Annotated in this window: 13 protein-coding genes and 2 pseudogenes; 6 read left to right on the top strand and 9 right to left on the bottom strand. The window is 72.4% G+C overall.

The features are described from left to right. Positions 1–45 precede the first annotated feature (45 nt). Positions 46–879 (top strand): L,D-transpeptidase family protein, encoded by an 834-nt coding sequence (locus ABZ624_RS12305; protein WP_360085919.1) that lies wholly within the window; start codon positions 46–48, stop codon positions 877–879. Here ABZ624_RS12305 and ABZ624_RS12310 read toward each other — a convergent pair. After that, positions 876–2,828, bottom strand: coding sequence for a peptidoglycan recognition family protein (locus tag ABZ624_RS12310; protein WP_360085922.1), 1,953 nt, complete (start codon positions 2,826–2,828; stop codon positions 876–878). The two genes, ABZ624_RS12305 and ABZ624_RS12310, sit on opposite strands and share 4 nt — an antisense overlap. 222 nt (positions 2,829–3,050) lie before the next feature. Next, positions 3,051–4,625: a M1 family metallopeptidase gene (locus tag ABZ624_RS12315; protein WP_360085925.1), complete on the bottom strand. Its 1,575-nt coding sequence runs from the start codon at positions 4,623–4,625 to the stop codon at positions 3,051–3,053. A gap of 151 nt (positions 4,626–4,776) precedes the next feature. Between ABZ624_RS12315 and ABZ624_RS12320 the strand changes: the two genes are divergently transcribed. After that, complete coding sequence (locus tag ABZ624_RS12320; RefSeq protein WP_360085928.1) at positions 4,777–6,387, top strand: peptide-N4-asparagine amidase; 1,611 nt, start codon at positions 4,777–4,779, stop codon at positions 6,385–6,387. A gap of 182 nt (positions 6,388–6,569) precedes the next feature. On the opposite strand, the gene ABZ624_RS12325 is transcribed toward ABZ624_RS12320, so the two are convergent. Then, positions 6,570–7,019 (bottom strand): MarR family transcriptional regulator, encoded by a 450-nt coding sequence (locus tag ABZ624_RS12325; RefSeq protein WP_360085931.1) that lies wholly within the window; start codon positions 7,017–7,019, stop codon positions 6,570–6,572. A gap of 114 nt (positions 7,020–7,133) precedes the next feature. Between ABZ624_RS12325 and ABZ624_RS12330 the strand changes: the two genes are divergently transcribed. Then, positions 7,134–8,942 carry an ABC transporter ATP-binding protein gene (locus ABZ624_RS12330; protein WP_360085934.1) on the top strand — a complete coding sequence of 603 codons (1,809 nt, stop codon included), beginning with the start codon at positions 7,134–7,136 and terminating at the stop codon, positions 8,940–8,942. A 62-nt stretch (positions 8,943–9,004) separates the two neighbouring features. After that, a complete protein-coding gene (mltG, locus tag ABZ624_RS12335) occupies positions 9,005–9,904 on the top strand; it encodes an endolytic transglycosylase MltG (RefSeq protein WP_360085937.1) in 900 nt (299 codons plus the stop codon). 12 nt (positions 9,905–9,916) lie between these two features. Here mltG and ABZ624_RS12340 read toward each other — a convergent pair whose 3' ends face one another. From ABZ624_RS12340 to ABZ624_RS12360, 5 genes and pseudogenes are all read right to left on the bottom strand, one after another. Then, a complete protein-coding gene (locus ABZ624_RS12340; protein ID WP_360086067.1) occupies positions 9,917–10,996 on the bottom strand; it encodes an NAD(P)-binding domain-containing protein in 1,080 nt (359 codons plus the stop codon). 114 nt (positions 10,997–11,110) lie between these two features. Then, positions 11,111–11,971, bottom strand: a pseudogene (locus ABZ624_RS12345) (ABC transporter substrate-binding protein); the annotation flags it as partial. Between the two features lie 11 nt (positions 11,972–11,982). Beyond that, the gene (locus ABZ624_RS12350) at positions 11,983–12,744 is read right to left on the bottom strand and encodes an ABC transporter ATP-binding protein (RefSeq protein ID WP_360085940.1); all 762 of its coding nucleotides are present in this window, start codon (positions 12,742–12,744) and stop codon (positions 11,983–11,985) included. Further along, positions 12,717–12,920, bottom strand: a pseudogene (locus tag ABZ624_RS12355) (ABC transporter permease); the annotation flags it as partial. The pseudogene ABZ624_RS12355 and the gene ABZ624_RS12350, both read right to left, overlap by 28 nt. A gap of 90 nt (positions 12,921–13,010) precedes the next feature. Further along, on the bottom strand, positions 13,011–13,094 hold the full coding sequence (locus ABZ624_RS12360; RefSeq protein WP_352027631.1) for a putative leader peptide: 84 nt from the start codon (positions 13,092–13,094) through the stop codon (positions 13,011–13,013). A gap of 122 nt (positions 13,095–13,216) precedes the next feature. On the opposite strand from ABZ624_RS12360, the gene ABZ624_RS12365 reads away from it, so the two are divergent. Together ABZ624_RS12365 and ABZ624_RS12370 are read left to right on the top strand one after the other, a co-directional pair. After that, entirely contained in the window at positions 13,217–13,639 is a 423-nt protein-coding gene (locus ABZ624_RS12365; RefSeq protein ID WP_360085943.1) for a secondary thiamine-phosphate synthase enzyme YjbQ, read from the top strand. A 144-nt stretch (positions 13,640–13,783) separates the two neighbouring features. Further along, the gene (locus tag ABZ624_RS12370) at positions 13,784–16,213 is read left to right on the top strand and encodes an NB-ARC domain-containing protein (protein ID WP_360085946.1); all 2,430 of its coding nucleotides are present in this window, start codon (positions 13,784–13,786) and stop codon (positions 16,211–16,213) included. Here the strand turns inward: ABZ624_RS12370 and ABZ624_RS12375 are convergent. Beyond that, a complete protein-coding gene (locus ABZ624_RS12375; RefSeq protein ID WP_360085949.1) occupies positions 16,196–17,824 on the bottom strand; it encodes a hypothetical protein in 1,629 nt (542 codons plus the stop codon). The genes ABZ624_RS12370 and ABZ624_RS12375 overlap by 18 nt on opposite strands. Between the last annotated feature and the right edge of the window lie 42 nt (positions 17,825–17,866).

The raw sequence follows: 17,866 nt of genomic DNA on the forward strand, positions 1-17,866 counted from the left end.
TCGAAGATCACACAATCGGCCGGTGTGTGCTGCGACCATGGTCCGGTGCCCTTCGAGAACGACAGCGTACGGCGGCGTGTGACGGTGGCGACGGCGGCCTGCGGAGCGCTCTTCGCGACCCTCACCGCATGCGCCAGCCCCGCATCCGGTCCCGCTCGCACCGGCGGCGCGCCGGCGTCCGGCGGCCGGACCGCCCACAGCCCGAGCGAGTCCCCGGCTCCCACGACCGACCCGGCCCGTATCCCCGGCGTCGGAGCCCGTCTCTACCGGCGGATCCCCGCCGACTCCCGCCAGATCGTGGCCGTCTACGGCGAGGGCGCGAACTCCGCCGAGTCCAGGATGGTGCTGTACACCCGCCGTGGTGCCAAGTGGCACCGGATGGCCAGTTGGCCCGCCCACAACGGGCGGCACGGCTGGACCGCCGACCACCACGAGGGGGACCGGCGGAGCCCGGTCGGTGTCTTCACCCTCTCCGACGCGGGCGGTGTGCTCCCCGACCCGGGCGCCCGACTGCCGTACGACCACGACGTGAGCGCCTATACGCCCCCGGCCGACTGGGACGAGGCGCACCGGCACGACTTCGACTACGTCATCGCCATCGACTACAACCGCCTCCCGGGCACCCCGCCGCGCGACGCCGGCCGCCCCTGGGGCGCGGACAAGGGCGGCGGCATCTGGTTGCACATGGACCACGGCAGCGGCACCTCGGCCTGCGTCAGCGTCTCCAAGCAGGCCATGGAGTTCCTGCTGCGCACGCTCGACCCGGCGCGCCATCCGGTCGTGGTGATGGGGGACCGGGCGGAACTGGCCGCCCAGGCCCTGTCGTCACATTCCCGCCTCCCGGCGGGCGGACGACGGGAATCTGACGACAGAGCCTAGCGTCCGGCCGGTCCGTCCATGGGCGCCGACGGCGGTCCTGCGGCGGCCGGGGCGCTCTCGGTGATGTCCACGTCACTCGCCCGGACGTAGGCGAGCCGGTGGCCGAACTGGATCTCGTAGTACCCCTCGTGGCCCTGCACCACCGGGTCGGGCGTGTCGACGATGGACGACCGGGGAATGTACGAGCTGCGCACGCGAGCCTGTGTCACATACCGCTGTCCCGCCAGCAACCGGTAGGGCAGCGGCGATTCGGGCTCCTCCTCCACTCCCTCGGGGTAGGCCTCCTCCTCCGGGAGGGCACGCCCGTACACCGGGATCTCGTCCAGGCCTTCCTTCGGCGTCACCATCCGGCCGCTCGCGCCGACGGCCGTCGGGTGTTTCGCCGGGTTCTTGAACCAGGCCCTGTGGCCCTGGAACCAGATCGCCGTCCAGTCGCCGCTGCGGTCGGCGACGGCGAAGGTCTGGCCGGCGGAGACGCGTGAGCCCAGGTCGTTGACGTCCTCCGTGGAGGGGTCGCCGTCCGGTTTGCGGCCGGGGTCCTGGATCAGCGGGGCGTTGTCGTCCGGTCGGGTGCGGAGGCGTACGGCGCTGGAGCCGTGCGCCGGACACGGTTTGTCGCCCTTGCACCCGGTGAACCGTGGCTTGTGCGTGGTGTAGTCCGGAAGGATCATCACCATGTCGCTGTCCGGTCCGGCCGAGGCCCGCAGCGGCGCGCCGAGCAGGTCGAAGTAGTGCCGCCAGTCCCAGAAGGGACCGGGGTCGTCGTGCATGTCGGGGATGCTGTCGGCGGTCGGCGCAGGCACGTTGTCGTGGCCGATGATGTGCTGCCGGTCGAGCGGGACCTCGTACTTCTTCGCCAGGTAGCGCACCAGGCGTGCCGAGGCCCGGTACATCGGTTCCGTGTACCACTTGCCGGGCTGGGTGAGGAAGCCCTCGTGCTCGACGCCGATCGAGCGGGCGTTCACGAACTGGTTGCCGGAGTGCCAGGCCTCGTCCTTGGTCCGCACGTGCTGGGTGACGTGGCCGTCGCTGGAGCGGATCGAGTAGTGCCAGGACGCCTCCGTGGGATCCTGCACCGTCTTGAACATGTTCGGCAGATACGCCTCGGTGTCGTGGATGACGATGTAGTCGATCTTCTGGTCGACGGGCCGGTTGCCGAGGTCGTGGTTGCCGTAGTCGCCGTCCTCGTCGATCTCCTCGTACGGCGCGCTGAGCCAGTCGCAGGACAGCTCAGCGGGGCACTCGACCTGCTTGGGCCGCGGTGGGGTCTGTGCCCGTGTGACGCGGGGGCGTACGCCGGGGCTGGCGGCGAGGGTGACGTCCTGTCCTTCGGCGGTGGTGCGGTGCGCCCCCTTGCGGATCACGTCGAAGACATCGTTCGCGTACGTGGTCGCCGCCGTGACGTCACGGGTGCCCGGGTAGTGCTGCACCGCCTCCCACCAGTCCGCCGGGTTGTCGCTCAGGGGCTTGCCGAGCTGGCGCTGCGTGGCGGCCAGGAGCGCCGCGCCGCCGCGGATGTTGGCGGTGGGGTCCGTCCGCAGGCGTTCGCTCGGGACGTCGATCAGGCGTGCGGCGCGGTCCAGGTCCGCAGGCTGGACGGTGTGGCCGGGCGAAGGGGCGGCCTCGGGTGCGGCAGGGGTTCCGGCCGCCCCCGCGTGCGGCCGGATGCCGGAGCCGTGCTCTGCCGAGGGGCCTGCATCCGCTGCCGGGGCCTCGGCTCGGCCGGGGTCCACCAGGTGCATCGGCCCGTAGCCGCCCGCGACGCTGGGGGCACCCGGATGGGTGTCCCAGCGCGTCTGCATGTAGGACACGCTCATGAGCACACTGCGCGGCACGTGGAACTCGTGGGCGGCCTCCGCGAAGGTGTTCTGCAGCTGCTGGTCCGGTGCGTCGTCGTCGGCCAGCGGGATGAGCAGCAGCGGCACCAGCACCGCCGCCGACGCGATCACACAGGCCGTCCGGCGGCACTCGCGAAGGGAGTTGGGAACCCGTGGGGCGGCCGGTCTTCTCATTGCACGGTTCTCCAGACATGTCGTCACCACCAGAACACAGGGATGGGTCCTGGACGCCACCCTTGGTACGTTTCCGTGCCTTACGCGCCGTGTCGCGCCAAGCGTCACCGGGGTGGCCGAGCGGCCGGGCAGGGGCCACTCGGTCGGCGGCGTGCCGGCTCAGTCCTCGACCGGGTCCACCTGCCAGTCGGGATGGCCCGGCATGGGCGGGGTGTGCGGCCCGTACAGCCACGGGGTCAGGAACGGGCCCAGGTCCTCGCCCGCAACGCGGGACGCGACGGCGATGAAGTCCCGGGTGCCGGCCGCCCGGCCCTGATATGCCGTCACCCAGGAGCGCTCGATCCGGCCGAAGGTCTCCGCGCCGACCTTCTCCCGCAGGGCGTAGAGCACCAGCGCCGAGCCGTCGTAACGCATCACCTTGAACAGCGTGGGCTCCGTGGGCTCGGCGGGTGCCCCTTCGTCGTGCCGCCACTGGTCGTGCTGCTCGTAGGCCGCCCGCATCGCGTCCTCCAGGCCGACGCCGCCGTGCCCGGCGGAGTACAGCCGTTCGTAGAAGCGCGCGTGACCCTCGCTCAGCCACAGGTCGGACCAGCGCCGGATGGCGACGCTGTCACCCGTCCAGTGGTGGGTGAGCTCGTGTACGAGGTTGCGTTCGGCGTCGACCCGGTCGCCCAGCAGGTCGTCCTTCGGTACGACGGACAGCGACTGCGTCTCCAGGGCCACCGGCAGGTCGGTGTCGCCGACCAGCACGCCGTAGCGGCGGAACGGATACGGGCCGAGGCGCTGTTCCAGCCACGCCAGATGCTCCGGGGTGAGCGACCGGAAGCCTTCCGTGTCGCCGACCAGGTCGTCCGGGACCACGTCGCGGACCGGCAGTCCGCGCGGGCCGGTGCTGTCGGCGAACGTGAACCTCCCGATCGCCATCTGGACCAGCTGCGCCGCGATCGGCTGCTCGGAGTCGTAGGTCCACCTGACGCGTCCGTCGCGTCGCCGGACGGTGCCGACGAGGCGGCCGTTGGCCGCCGCGCTGATACCGGGCGGGGTGGTGATGTGGAAGGTGACGGGCGCCCGCAGGCTCGGGTGGTCGTTCGCCGGGAAGATCAGTTTCGCGCCGTCGGGCTGAGCGCAGACCAAGGTGCCGTCGGCCGTGGGCACCCAGCCGTAGTCCTGGATCGCGTCGGCGCGGTGGCGGCTCTGCGTGGGGTCGGCGGTGTAGGTGACGCGGACGGCGAACGTGCTGCCGAGGGGGATGGGGCGCGCCGGGGTGACGACGAGTTCGTCGCCGTCGCGTGCCGCGGTGGCCGGTGCGCCGTCGACCGTCACCTGGTGCAGCGTGTTGCCCGCGAAGTCGAGGTCGAAGCGGGACAGGGACTGCGTGGCGGTGGCGCTGATGGTGGCGCCGGCGGTGAACGGCGTCCGGGGAGCCCGCCAGTCGAAGTCGAGCGTGTAGTGGCGGACCGTGTAGCCGCCGTTGCCGGCGAGCGGCATGAGTGGGTCGCCGATGCCCGGGGCGCCGGGGGAGGGCACCGGGTCCGCCGAGGCGGCCGGGCCGGGGGCGGGCGAGCCGGGGGCCCCGTGCGAGAAAAGGGCGGCGAACGCGACGGCACCGGTGACGGCACCGGCGAGGGCCAGGGTCAGGGCGGCGCGAGGGGTGCGGAGGGCGGGGTGGGGGCGCCGGTGCCGGGGCTTCTGGCGCGGGGACCCCGCTGGGCGGCCGGCGGGCATGATCTTCATGACCGCACTATGTCAGCGAAGTGTGCTTATAGCATTAAATGTTCCACTGCGTGGTCAGCCGGTATGCGCTCCCGCCGGACCGGCTCGCGCGGAGACTGTCGTCCGATCTCCTCATTGCGGCCGGTGGTCGACTCCCCGTAGAACTCGGGCCATGAGAAGACGGATAGTCATGTCCATGCTCGCCGGAGTGACCCTCCTGGCGAGCGCGTTCTTCGGCACCGGAGCCGCTGCCGCGCAGGCGGCCGACGTTCCGCCCGAGTTCGGCACCGACTGGCACGACCCGGTCACCGCGGCGCCGCCCGTCGACCGGCCGCACACCCCGTCCTGTCAGGTCACGCTCGCCGACGCCCAGTTCCGCGACTTCACGCCCTACCGGGGCACGTACACCCCGCCCGAGGGCTGCGGCGACCGCTGGAGCAAGGTCGTGCTGCGGCTCGACGGCAAGGTGAAGGGCCGTCAGTACGACCGCCTCGGCTATCTGCACGTCGGCGGGGTCGAGATCCTGCGCACCTCCACACCGGAGCCCTCGCCCGACGGCATCGCATGGCACGTCGAGAAGGACGTCACCCGCTACAGCGACACCTTCCGCAGCGCGCAGGACGTCGAGATGCTCATCGGCAACGTCGTGGACGACACCTACACCGGCGTCATCGACGTGCACGTCACCCTGACCTTCTACGCGGGCCGTCCCGCGGAGCGGACCCCCGACCGCGTGCTCACCCTGGCCGACACGCCCGACGGCACGACCCTCACCACGCCACGCAACAGCGAACGGATCGTCGCCGAGGTGTACGCGACCGGTTCGGGCGGCGGCTGCGAGGAGTTCTGGTATCTGACGGTGGCCGATCCGGCGTCGTACTCCTGCAAGGCCGATCACGGCCCCTACCGCGAGGTGCAGATCAAGGTCGACGGCCGGCTCGCCGGAATCGCCGCGCCGTTCCCGAACGTCTGGACCGGCGGCTGGTCCAACCCGTTCCTCTGGTACGTCCTCCCGGCGCCGGGAGCCTTCGACGTCCGCCCGATCACATACGACCTCACGCCCTTCGCCGGCCTGCTCGACGACGGCCGTCCGCACCGCGTCGAGGTCTCCGTGGCCGGCGTGCCCGCGGGCCAGCCGGGCTGGAGCGCGCCGGTGAACGTCCTGGTCTGGCAGGACGCGCACCGTGACCGCGTCACCGGCGCGCTGACCGCGGACCGGGCGACGGACATCGCCAACTCCTCCGTCTACACGCCCGGTTCGGAGAACCGCGTGACCACCGACGCCGGACACCGGCTCACCGTCGCGGGATACCTCGACACCTCGCACGGCCGCGTGACCACCACCGTCACCCGGACGCTCGCCAACACCTCCGTCCACCGCTGGACCGACGGCGAGAACACGGACGGACTGGACGCGGCCTGGTCCGACGACCAGTCGGTCGCCGTCGGCGGACAAGGGCCCGCGCGGACGACGCACACGCACCGGACGTACACCCTGAACGGCGCCACGACCATCGGCACGGACGACCGGCTGCGCACCGTGCTGACGCTCGGCGACCGTGCGACGGTCGTGGAACTGCGGGACGGCCGGCGCACCGCGTGGTCGCGGCTCGACGACACCTACAGCGGCGACGCGGCGTACACCATGAACGTCCCGCGCGACCAGCGGCACGCGGTCGGCACGTCGAGCGAGCGCTACCGGCTGTACGGCTCCGACGGCTGCTACGACCGTTCGCTGGCCACGGCTCAAGGGGTGCTGACGGAGGACCGCGACCGCTGTTGAGCACGGGGCACCAGCGGCGGGACGAAGGCCTTGATCAGGCGAGTGCCTTGATCAGGCGAGTGCCTTGATCAGGCGAGCGGCTTGACCAGGCCGGCGCCTTGGTCAGGCCAGAGGAACAGCCGCCGCGCGGCTGGGAAGCCGTGGCCCACTCCGGCCACGGCTTCCCGCGTCGGCCCGCGGGCTCAGCAGCGTGTGCCGCCGTCCCCCTCGACCAGCGTGTCCAGCAGGACACCGAGCACCTGCCGTTCCTTCTCCGTCAGCGGAGCGAGGATCTCCTCGGCCGCCGAGCGGCGCGCGCCGCGCAGCTCGCGCAGGGTCGTGCGTCCCTCGTCCGTCAGCTCGATCCGCGTCACCCGCCGGTTCGCCGGATCCGGCGCCCGCCGTACTTTCCCGCTCGCCTCCAGGCCGTCGACCAGCGTCGTCACCGCACGTGGCACCACCTCCAGGCGCTCGGCCAGGTCGGCCATGCGCGGGGGCGATGCGTAGTGCGCGAGGGTGCGCAGCAGCCGGGACTGGGCCGGGGTGATGCCCAGATCGTGCCGTTCCAGATGGCGTTTCTGGATGCGGTGCACCCGGCGGGTCAGGCGCAGCAACTGCTCGGCGAGCAGGCCGTCGCGGTCGGGGGTGGTCATGCGGGAACAATATCAGGATGCCGTTCATTGTGAGTATAGGTAACAATGAGCTACGATCCGTTCGTCCTCGTCGGTCGATCCCTGACCGGCGTCCGTTCACCTCCGTAGGAGCCCATGCATCCCGACCGTGAAACGTCCTGGACCCCGCCTGCCGACGCCAGGGAACAGCCCCGGCAGGTGCGCCGCATCCTGAAGCTCTTCCGTCCCTACCGCGGCCGGCTGGCGGTCGTCGGCCTGCTGGTCGGCGCCTCCTCCCTGGTCTCGGTGGCCACGCCGTTCCTGCTCAAGGAGACCCTGGACGTCGCGATCCCCCAGGGCCGCACCGGCCTGCTCAGCCTGCTCGCGCTCGGCATGATCCTCAGCGCGGTCCTCTCCAGCATCTTCGGCGTGCTGCAGACGCTGATCTCGACCACCGTCGGCCAGCGCGTCATGCATGACCTGCGCACCGCCGTCTACGGCCGCCTCCAGCGCATGTCGCTCGCCTTCTTCACGCGCACCCGCACCGGCGAGGTGCAGTCCCGGATCGCCAACGACATCGGCGGCATGCAGGCCACCGTCACCTCCACCGCCACCTCCCTCGTCTCCAACGCCACCAGCGTCGTCGCCACGATCGTCGCGATGGTCGCCCTGGACTGGCGGCTCACGATCGTCTCGCTGCTCCTGCTGCCGGTGTTCGTATGGATAAGCCGCCGCGTCGGCAGCGAACGCAAGAAGATCACCACACAGCGGCAGAAGCAGATGGCCGCGATGGCGGCCACCGTCACCGAGTCGCTCTCGGTCAGCGGCATCCTCCTCGGCCGCACCATGGGCCGCTCCGACTCGCTGACCGCGTCCTTCGCGGAGGAGTCCGAGCGCCTGGTCGACCTGGAGGTGCGGTCGAACATGGCCGGCCGCTGGCGCATGGCCGTGATCACGATCGTCATGGCCGCGATGCCCGCCGTCATCTACTGGACCGCCGGTCTCGCCCTCCAGCTCGGCGGCCCGAAGGTCTCGCTCGGCACCATCGTCGCCTTCGTCTCGCTCCAGCAGGGGCTGTTCCGCCCGGCCGTGAGCCTGCTGGCGACCGGCGTCCAGATCCAGACCTCCCTCGCCCTCTTCCAGCGCATCTTCGAGTACCTCGACCTGCCCGTCGACATCACCGAGCGCGAGCGGCCCGTCCGGCTCGACCAGGTCAAGGGTGAAGTCCGCTTCGAGGGCGTGGAGTTCCGCTACGACAACGACGACGGGTCCCGCCCCGTCCTCGACGGCATCGACGTCACCGTGCCCGCGGGCGGCAGCCTCGCCGTCGTCGGTCCGACCGGCGCCGGCAAGTCCACGCTCGGCTATCTGGTGCCCCGCCTCTACGACGTCACCGGCGGCCGCGTCACCCTGGACGGCGTCGACGTCCGGGACCTCGACTTCGACACCCTCGCCCGCGCGGTCGGCGTCGTCTCGCAGGAGACCTACCTCTTCCACGCCTCGGTCGCCGACAACCTCCGCTTCGCCAAGCCGGACGCGACCGACGAGGAACTGAGGGCGGCGGCCAGGGCGGCGCAGATCCACGACCACATAGCCGCGCTGCCCGACGGCTACGACACGGTCGTCGGCGAACGCGGACACCGCTTCTCCGGCGGTGAGAAGCAGCGCCTCGCGATAGCCCGCACCATCCTGCGCGATCCGCCGGTCCTCATCCTCGACGAGGCGACCAGCGCGCTCGACACCCGTACGGAGGCCGCCGTCCAGGAGGCGATAGACGCCCTGTCGGCCGACCGGACGACGATCACCATCGCCCACCGCCTGTCCACGATCCGCGGCGCCGACCAGATCGTGGTCCTGGACTCCGGGCGGGCCGCCGAGCGGGGCAGTCATGAGGAGCTGCTGGAGCTGGACGGGAGGTACGCCGCGCTGGTGCGCCGGGACGCCCAACTCGAACCGACGAGCTGACGCTGTGACCGACAACTGCATATGTGCCGGATTTAGGGCGATATACGTATTACCGTGCCCGCATGCAGACGAAGATTCCGCCACGGGGCACGATGCGACTGACACGCCGGGGCAGGCTCGTCCTCCTCGCGGCCGGCGCCGTCGTGGTCGGCGCCGCCGTGGCGGTGCCGCTGCTGACGCTGGACAGCGGCCCGGGGGAGCCGCCACCGCCCGCCGCGCTGGTCGTCCCGGAAGGCTGGCGCGCGAGTCAGGTGTACGACGCGATCGACAGGGCCCTCAAGCTGCCTGCGGGAAGCACGCGCAAGTCCATCGGGAAAGCGGGGCTGCAACTGCCCGGGGAAGCCCAGGGCAACCCGGAGGGCTATCTCTTTCCGGCGACGTATCGCATCGAGAAGGGAACGACGCCCGAGTCGTTGCTGCGCTCCATGGTCGACACGGCCAACAGCGAGTTCAACGCGGCGCCGGTCGCGGCAGGGGCGCAGCGCAACGCGATGAACGTCTACCAGGCGGTCACCATCGCCAGCATCGTCCAGGCGGAGGCCGCGACGCAGACCGACATGGGGAAGGTCGCCAGGGTCGTCCTCAACCGGCTGGAACGCGGGATGCCGCTGCAGATGGACTCGACGATCAACTACGCGATGAACCGCAGCACCGTCCGCACCAGCCAGGACGACACCCGCATCGAGAGCCCGTACAACTCCTACCAGCGCATGGGCCTGCCGCCCACACCGATCGACAACCCCGGTGAGGAGGCGATGCGCGCCGCACTCAACCCGACGCCGGGCGACTGGCTGTACTTCGTCACGGTCAAGCCGGGAGACACCCGCTTCACCTCCGACTATCCGACGCACCTGCGCAACGTGGCGGAATTCAACGCCGTGCACCAGGCGCCGGGCCAGGAGCAGAACCCGGGCCAGAGTCCGGGCGGCTCCGGGGCCTCCTCGCAGCCTTCGGTCCGCTGAGCCGGCGGACGGTCACGCGGCGACCGGCTGTTCCTCCGCCGGCAGCCGCCTGATGTCCCGGACGGCCGCGCGGCCCGCGCGGTTGGCGCCGATGGTGCTGGCCGAGGGGCCGTAGCCGACGAGGTGGACGCGCGGATCGGCCACCGCCCGGGTGCCCACGATCCGGATCCCGCCGCCCGGCTCGCGCAGCCGCAGCGGACGGAGATGCTCCAGCGAGGCCCGGAACCCGGTCGCCCAGAGGATCACATCCGCGTCCACGCGCCGTCCGCTGCGCCACGCCACGCCATCCGGGGTGATCCGGTCGAACATCGGCTGCCGGTCCAGGACCCCGTCGGCGAGCCCCTGCCGAACGGCGTCGTTGAGGGGCAGCCCGGTGACCGAGACCACACTGCGCGGCGGCAGGCCCTGGCGTACCCGTTCCTCCACCAGCGCGACGGCCGCCCGGCCCGCCTCCTGGTCGAAGGGCCCCTCGCGGAACACCGGAGGCCGCCGGGTGACCCAGGTGGTCGCGGCCGCGTACGGGGCCAGCTCCAGCAGGTGCTGGGTGCCCGAGGCGCCTCCGCCGACGACCACGACCCGCTGTCCGGCGAAATCCTCGGGTCCGGCGTACTGCGCGGTGTGCAACTGCCGCCCGCGGAAGGTCTCCTGACCGGGACAGCGCGGCCAGAACGGCCGGTCCCAGGTGCCGGTCGCGTTGATCAGGGCGCGCGTCGACCAGTCGCCGTCCGAGGTCTCCACGAGCAGCCGCCCGCCGTCTCCCTCCCGGACGGCCCGTACGTCGACGGGCCGTCGTACGCGCAGGCCGAAGGCGCGCTCGTACCGGTCGAAGTACGCACCGATCACCTCTGCCGAGGGCCGCGCGGGGTCGGCGTCCGTCAGCTCCATGCCGGGCAGGGCGTGCATCCCGTGCACCTTGCCGTAGGTCAGCGAGGGCCACCGGAACTGCCAGGCGCCGCCCGGCGCGGGGGAGTGGTCGAGGATCACGAAGTCGCGCTCCGGCTCGTAGCCGGTGCGCCGCAGGTGGTAGGCGCTGGACAGCCCGGCCTGGCCGGCGCCGATGACGACGACCTCGACCTCACGCGATTCGTTCACGCTTCTACTAACAGGGCTTCCGGTGCGGATCTTCCCGGGACCGGGAATCCGGGAGTCCGGGAATCCTGCCGGGGCGTCCTCTCCCCTCAGCCCTCGGCCGGGCTCGTCGACGGCGACCGCTACCCGGGTGGAGTTGCTCCGCTTCACCGAGGCCAGCGCCACGTCGTACGGCAGCCCGGTGTCCTTGGCCCACACCCGGGCCCACTCCTGCTGATGGCTGTAGACCCAGACCTGGGCCCGTCGCAGTCGGGCCAGGTAGTCCTTGACGACGGCTGCCTTCTTCGGGTCCTTGAGGGCGGAGGGCGCGGCGACCTGGAAGGTGAGCCCGTTGGTGATGCCCTCGCCCGTGGTCAGCACGCGGCCCTGCCTGGCCTGGAGGATCCGGGAGGTGCACGGGTCCCAGACCGCCCATGCGTCGACCTTGCCGGAGGTGAACGCGGCGAGTGCGTCGGCCGGCTGGAGATACTTGACGTGGACGTCGGCCAGGCTCAGCCCGGCCGCCTTGAGGGAGGCGACCAGCTGGTAGTGCGCCGACGACCCCTGGGCCACGGCGACGGACCTGCCCTTGAGCTGGTCCGGCCGGGTCAGCTTGGAGCCGTTGGGCACGAGGATGGTGTCGCCCTTGGAGGTGCCGTGCCAGGCGGCCACGACGGAGATCTTCGAGCCGGCGCCCGCCGCGAAGACGGGCGGGGTGTTGCCGACGCCGCCGATGTCGACGGCCCCCGCGTTGACGGCCTCCAGCAGGGGCGGGCCGGAGGTGAAGGTCGACCACTTGATTCTGTAGTCCAGGTTCTTCAGCTCGCCGGCGGCGCACAGGATGGCCTCGGAACCGCCCGTCTGGTCACCGACATCGAGCGTGACGGAGCCCTGTCCGTCGGTGGCCGTGCCGGTGTTCGCGGACGAGTTCCCTCCGCAGGCGGTGAGCAGAAGCGCAAAGGGCAGGAGCAGAGCGGCGGGGACGAGGTGTCGTCGCATGGCGGTTCCGTTCAGGTGCAGGGAGGTCCGAGGGGCCAGGCGGCTTCGGCGGCGGTGCTGACGCCGAGCCGTGCCAGCAGGCCGGCGCGGAGCCCGGCGAAGCGCGGGTCGGTGATCTCCCGCGGCCGGCCGAGGCCGATGCGCTGCTCGTGGGCGATCCGGCCGCTGTCCATCACCAGGACGCGGTCGGCGAGCAGCACGGCCTCCTCGACGTCGTGGGTGACCAGCAGCACCGCGCAGCCGCGACGCTGCCACACCTCCCCGACCAGTCGCTGTGCCCTGATCCGGGTGAGCGCGTCGAGGGCGCCGAACGGTTCGTCGAGCAACAGCAGATCGGGCTCGCGCACCAGGGCGCGGGCGAGTGAGGCGCGCTGTGCCTCGCCGCCGGAGAGGGTCTTCGGCCAGGCGTCGATCCGGTGACCGAGACCGACCTCGTCCAACACCCGCTCGGCGACGGCGCGTTCGGGCCTTCCGGGCAGACCCAACAGCACGTTGCGCCAGACCTTCTTCCAGGGCATGAGCCGGGGCGCCTGGAAGGCGACGGCCCTGCGCCGCGGGACCAGCGCGGTGCCCTGGATGTCGCGGTCGAGTCCGGCGAGGATGCGCAGCAGCGTCGACTTGCCGCAGCCGCTGCGGCCGAGCAGGGCGACGAACTCGCCCGCAGCGATGTCGAGCCGGAGGTCGTCGATGACGGCACGCCCGTCGAAGGAGCGGGCCAGCCCCTCGACACGCACCGCGGGTCCGGTCACCGGCCGGTGAACGTCGGTCGCCATTGCAGCAGCAGCCTTTCGAGGGAACGGACGATGAAGTCGGCGAGCAGGCCGAGAAAGGCGTAGACGCTCAGACAGACGACGATCACGTCGGTTTGCAGGAACTCGCGTGCCTGCACCATCAGAAAGCCGATGCCGGCGTCGGCGTTGACCTGCTCGGCGAAGACCAGCGCAAGCCACACGGCGCCGACAGGTCATGCCCGTATCAAGGGGTGGGGCGGTGGTGGAGCCGGCGGAGCCGGGAAACAGCGGAGAAGCGGGAAAGGGCGTCAGCGACCGCGGCGACACGCGGCGGAGGCCACCCGCAGCAGGTCGATGTGACCGCGCGTGGTGAGCAGGGCTGTACGCAACATGCGGCCGAACGTAGCCAGACGGCCGCTCCATGGTCAATGGCGTCTCGCCCAGTGGACCGCTCGTCTCGGCGAACACCCGTGCCGCAGGGTGTGAAACCCGGCGTACGGGCCAGGATGGGGGCATGTCAGATGCCTTCACCACCCGAACACTGAACGTCTCCACCGGCTCCCGGGAACGCGTCGTCGACCTCACCGCCGACTGCGAGGACTTCCTGCGGGAGGCGGCGGCCGGCCGCGACGGCCTGCTCAACATCTTCGTCCCGCACGCCACCGCCGGAATCGCCGTCATCGAGACCGGTGCCGGGAGCGACGACGACCTCCTCGCCGCCCTGCATACCCTGCTCCCCGCCGACGACCGCTGGCAGCACCGCCACGGCAGCTCCGGCCATGGCCGCGACCACGTCCTGCCGGCCATCGTCCCGCCCCACGCGACCCTCCCGGTCATCGCCGGCCGCCTGGAACTGGGCACCTGGCAGTCGGTGTGCCTGGTGGACACCAACCGCGACAACCCCGAACGCAAGGTGCGGCTGAGTTTCCTCGGCTGACTCCGGTGGCATCCGCGCCGGCCCGGACCCGGTGCCGGGCCTGGAGACGCATCGGCTCCGGTGGCGCCGACTGGGAATTCGGTGAAGATCCTTCTACCGTGGGGTCCGCCTGTCCCGGTGCCGCTGACGACGTAAGGGGGCTTGGTGGAAGCCGAGTTGGGGACGCTCGCCGCGCAGGGGGCCACGGCCCTGGTCGGGCTGGTGGTCGCGGACGCCTGGGTGCAGATGAAGCATGTGCGGCGGCGGGTCGCCTGCTGGCTCTCGCGGCGCGGAGCGGACGACGAACTCGACGCCGCGCGCGAGGAGTTGGAGTCGGCCCGGCAGAGCGGCGACGAGGAGGACGCGGCAGGCCGCGTCGCCGCCGACTGGGAACGTCGCCTGCTTCGCATCCTCCAGGAGGACCCCGAGGCGGCGGAGGAACTGCGCCGGCTGCTGGCCGAGGTACTGCCGGGAACGTCGTACGACATCGCTTTCGACGTCCGCTCGGCCGGCCCCTCCGTTCCCGGCGCCCAGCCCGACCACATCCCGGCCCTCACCGGCACGTTCAGCAACCGCGTCGCCGAGCTGGACCGGCTGGACGCCGTGGGCGGCGAGCGCGGCCGGGTGGGACTCGCGGTGCTCGCCGGCCTGCCCGGCGTCGGCAAGACCGCGATCGCCTGCCGCTGGGCGGACAAGGAACGCGACCGGTTCCCCGACGGCCTGTTCTACGTCGACTACGCCGCCCTGCGCGACGAGTCCGCCGTCGGCGCCGCGATGGGCGCCGACGTCTCCCAGGCACTCACCGGGATCCTGCGGGCCCTGATGGGCAGCGACGAGCACATTCCGGCGACGCTCGCGGAGCTGACCCGGCAGTACACGGCCCACTCCCGCGACCGGCGCATCCTCGTCCTCATCGACAACGTCACCCTGCCCGCCCAGGTCCGGCCGCTGATCCCGAGCGGACCCGGCAGCACGGTCGTCGTCACCAGCCACAACAAGCTCGGCGAACTCGTGGCCGTGGACGGCGCCGAACTCATCGCGCTCAAACCCCTCGACGCCGAAGGCGGCCTGAAGCTGCTCGCCGACCACCTCGGGGAGCGGACCGTGACGGCCGACCGCGCCTCGGCCGAACGCCTGGTGGAGCTGTGCGGTGGCCTGCCGGTGGCGCTGCGGATCGTAGCGGCCCGGCTGCTCAGCGACGAGTTCCTGACCCCCGCCGACCTCGCCGGGGAACTCGACGACGAGGCCGAACGCCTGGAGGGTATGTCCCTGCCCGGCGGCAGCCACTCGGTGTCGGCCGTCCTCGGACCGTCGTACCGTCTGCTGCCGCCCGGGCCCGCCCGGCTGTTCCGGCTGCTCGGCTGGCTTCCAGCCGGCCTGTTCGACGCGGGCGTCGCGGCGGCGGCGACGGGCATCGACCTGCGCACCGCCCGCCGGCTGCTGCGCGAACTCGTCGCCGCCAGCCTGCTGGAGACCGAACGCGACGGCCGCTACCGCATGCACGACCTGGTGCGCCTCTACGCCCGGGAACGCGCCGCCGAGGAGGAGCGGGCCGGCGAGGAGACGGCCCTCGTCGAGCGGGTCGCCACCCACTACCTCGTCCTCGTCGCGCTCGCCGACCGCGCGGTGCGCGCGGACCGGCTGCGCGTCGCCGATCTGACGCCCCTGCTGGCCCAGGCCACCGACCCCTTCACCGCCGCCGGCGGCCCCTCCGCGCTGACCTGGCTCGACACCGAGTGCGCCACGATCCTCGCCGTGCTGCGCGCGGCCGTACGACACGGTCTGCACGGGCTCGCCTGGCCGCTGGCCGAAGCGTTCACGGTGCTGTTCCTGCACCACCGCTACCTCGGCGCCTGGAAGGAGTCCCTGGAGCTGGGCGCCGAGGCCGCCGCCGCACTGGCGGCCTCGGCCCCGGACGGCTCCGCCGGCCCCGCCGCCGACGCCGTGGCCGGCGAGGCCCGCCTGCGCAGCCTGCTCTCCCGACCGCTGATGGACCTCGGGGAGCACGACCGAGCCCGCGCCGAACTGGAGCGCGCCGTGGCCCTCGCCGAATCCACCGACCGCCTGCTGCTGCGCGCGTCCGTCCAGGAATTCCACGGCCGCTACCTCGACCGCTGCGACCCGCCCCGCGCGGTGGACACCTACCGGTACTGCCTCGAACTCAACCGGCGCGCCCAGGACCAGCGCGGCGAGGCCCTGGCGCTGCTCTTCCTCGGCTCGGCCATGGACGCGCGAGGGGAACACGCGGAGGCGCTCGCCGTGCTCCGGCAGGCGCGGGAGGGTCTGCTGAACCTGCCCGAACCCGACGTACGCATGGCGGCACGCGCCCTCCTCGCCGCCGGCCTCGCCCACGACCACCTTCAACAGACCGAAGAAGCCGTCCGCGCGCTGCACACGGCGGCCCGCACCCTGCGAGAGCAGCGCGCCACCAGCTATGAGGCCGACGCACTGGAGGCCCTCGTCGGGATCGCCGAGCGCACGGGACGTCATCGGGACCGGATGCGCGCGTGGCTGAGCCGGGCCGTCGAGATCCATGACGGCAGCGGCAACCGGCGGGCGGACGAGCTGCGGCGACGGCTACGGGAACTCGGCTGACGGACGCATGCGCAGCACCACGTCCTCGTCCCTGACCCCGGCGAGGCGCAGGGTCAGCAGGGCGTCGGCCGGGGCCGGCCGGTCCGCAGGCGCCGCACACAGCTGCCGTAGCCAGGCGTAGACGACCGCCGCCGGGAGCCCGGAGGCCGTCGCCGGTCCGGTCACCGCCGTCTCGACCACCCGGCCGTCGCGCAGCCCCACCAGATGGCCACCGCTGCGTACCGCGCACGCCGCGAGCAGAGCGCCGGGCAGCTCCGCCAGGGTGGCCCGGATCCAGGCCAGCGCCTCGGCCGCCGAACCGGCCGGGGCGGTCCGCGCGATCACCGAGGCGCTCTCCAGCCGCCGGCGGTCGCGCTCACCGTCCGAGCAGGCGAGATGAACGCAGCGCAGCGACCCGTCCTCGGCGTCGATCCCGCCCCGCGCATGCGCACGCGCCGCCGCCGGATACCGCCGCACCGTCACGACCGCACCGGACGCCTCCATGCCCGTCTCGGTGACGACCAGCCACGAGGTGACGGGCTCGGCGGCCGGCTCCGGGCGGGGCAGCAGCAGGTCCGGCGGGGGTCCGGACGCGGGCTCCGGGAGATCCAGCAGCTCGTAGACGACCTCGCGGAGCCGCACGAGCGCCCGCCCCGCTCCGGCGAAGGCCTGCCGCGTCACCGGCGCGTACCGCTCGGGGGTGTGGTCGCGTACGACGTCCTCGACCTGGGCCGCCAGATCACCGCCCGGGTCGAGGCGCGGGGCCGCGGCGGCGAGTCCGCGCACGGCCGTCTCCGGCACCGCGTCCGCGCCGAACGCGCCGAGCAGCACCGGGTGGCCGAGGGCGGCGCCGTACAAGGTCACCGAGCCGTGGTCGCCGATCACCACGTCCGCCGCGACGAGCGCCGGCCGCCACGCGTGCACGGGCGGCATCAGGATCAGACCCGCGTCGAGCGCCGAGGCCTGGAGGGTGCGGATCTGCCAGGCCCCGTGCGCCGACCAGACGTTGGGGTGGACGACGGCGGCGACCCGGTACGCGTCCTGGGGGAGCGCGCCCAGCAGGCCGACCGGCAGATCGGGGTGCCGGCCGAGCAGGGAGGTCGGGCCCCAGGTGGAGCTGATGACGACGAGCCGCTGATCCGCCGCCACCCCGAGGGCCTCGCGGTACGCGTCCCTGCGGGCGCGGCCGGCCAGCAGTTCGTCGTAGCAGGGGTCGCCCAGCAGCAGGGTGCGGCCGGCGGTCTTGGGGTGGGCCGCGAGCAGCTGCCGTTCCTGGTCCGGGTGCGAGACGGCGAGCCAGGCGCGTCCGGATTCCAGCAGCGTGTCCGGGACGAGGCCGGACAGCCGGTCGTGCGGCCCACGCGCGTCCGGGACGCGCTTCTGGAAGCCTATGCCGTGCGGCAGTACCAGGACCGGGCAGTCGCCCTCCGGTACGTCCACGTTCTCGCTGGCCGTGAGGATGAGATCGGCGTCTGTGTGCGCCAGCTGCTCCCAGGGCATGACCCGGCACCCGGACGCCCGCAGAAGGTCCCGTACCCCGGAGCCGAACGCGGAGCTGGGGTCGTGGGCGAAGACGACGCTCACCCGCGGGTCGTCGCGCAGCAGCGCGGGCAGCGACTCAAGGATGCGCACGGTGGACGTGACCGTACGCGCGGCGACGACGAGCGTCCGCTC

Origin of the sequence: Streptomyces sp. NPDC007205 (assembly GCF_040634095.1) — a bacterium.
Lineage (GTDB): Bacteria > Actinomycetota > Actinomycetes > Streptomycetales > Streptomycetaceae > Streptomyces.

Excerpts from the sequence above, each read along its gene's own strand:
- ABZ624_RS12325 (WP_360085931.1), bottom strand. The coding sequence starts at position 7,019 with ATGACCACCCCCGACCGCGACGGCCTGCTCGCCGAGCAGTTGCTGCGC.
- ABZ624_RS12330 (WP_360085934.1), top strand. The coding sequence starts at position 7,134 with ATGCATCCCGACCGTGAAACGTCCTGGACCCCGCCTGCCGACGCCAGG.
- ABZ624_RS12315 (WP_360085925.1), bottom strand. The coding sequence starts at position 4,625 with ATGAAGATCATGCCCGCCGGCCGCCCAGCGGGGTCCCCGCGCCAGAAG.
- ABZ624_RS12320 (WP_360085928.1), top strand. The coding sequence starts at position 4,777 with ATGAGAAGACGGATAGTCATGTCCATGCTCGCCGGAGTGACCCTCCTG.
- mltG (WP_360085937.1), top strand. The coding sequence starts at position 9,005 with ATGCAGACGAAGATTCCGCCACGGGGCACGATGCGACTGACACGCCGG.
- ABZ624_RS12365 (WP_360085943.1), top strand. The coding sequence starts at position 13,217 with ATGTCAGATGCCTTCACCACCCGAACACTGAACGTCTCCACCGGCTCC.
- ABZ624_RS12360 (WP_352027631.1), bottom strand. The coding sequence starts at position 13,094 with ATGTTGCGTACAGCCCTGCTCACCACGCGCGGTCACATCGACCTGCTG.
- ABZ624_RS12350 (WP_360085940.1), bottom strand. The coding sequence starts at position 12,744 with ATGGCGACCGACGTTCACCGGCCGGTGACCGGACCCGCGGTGCGTGTC.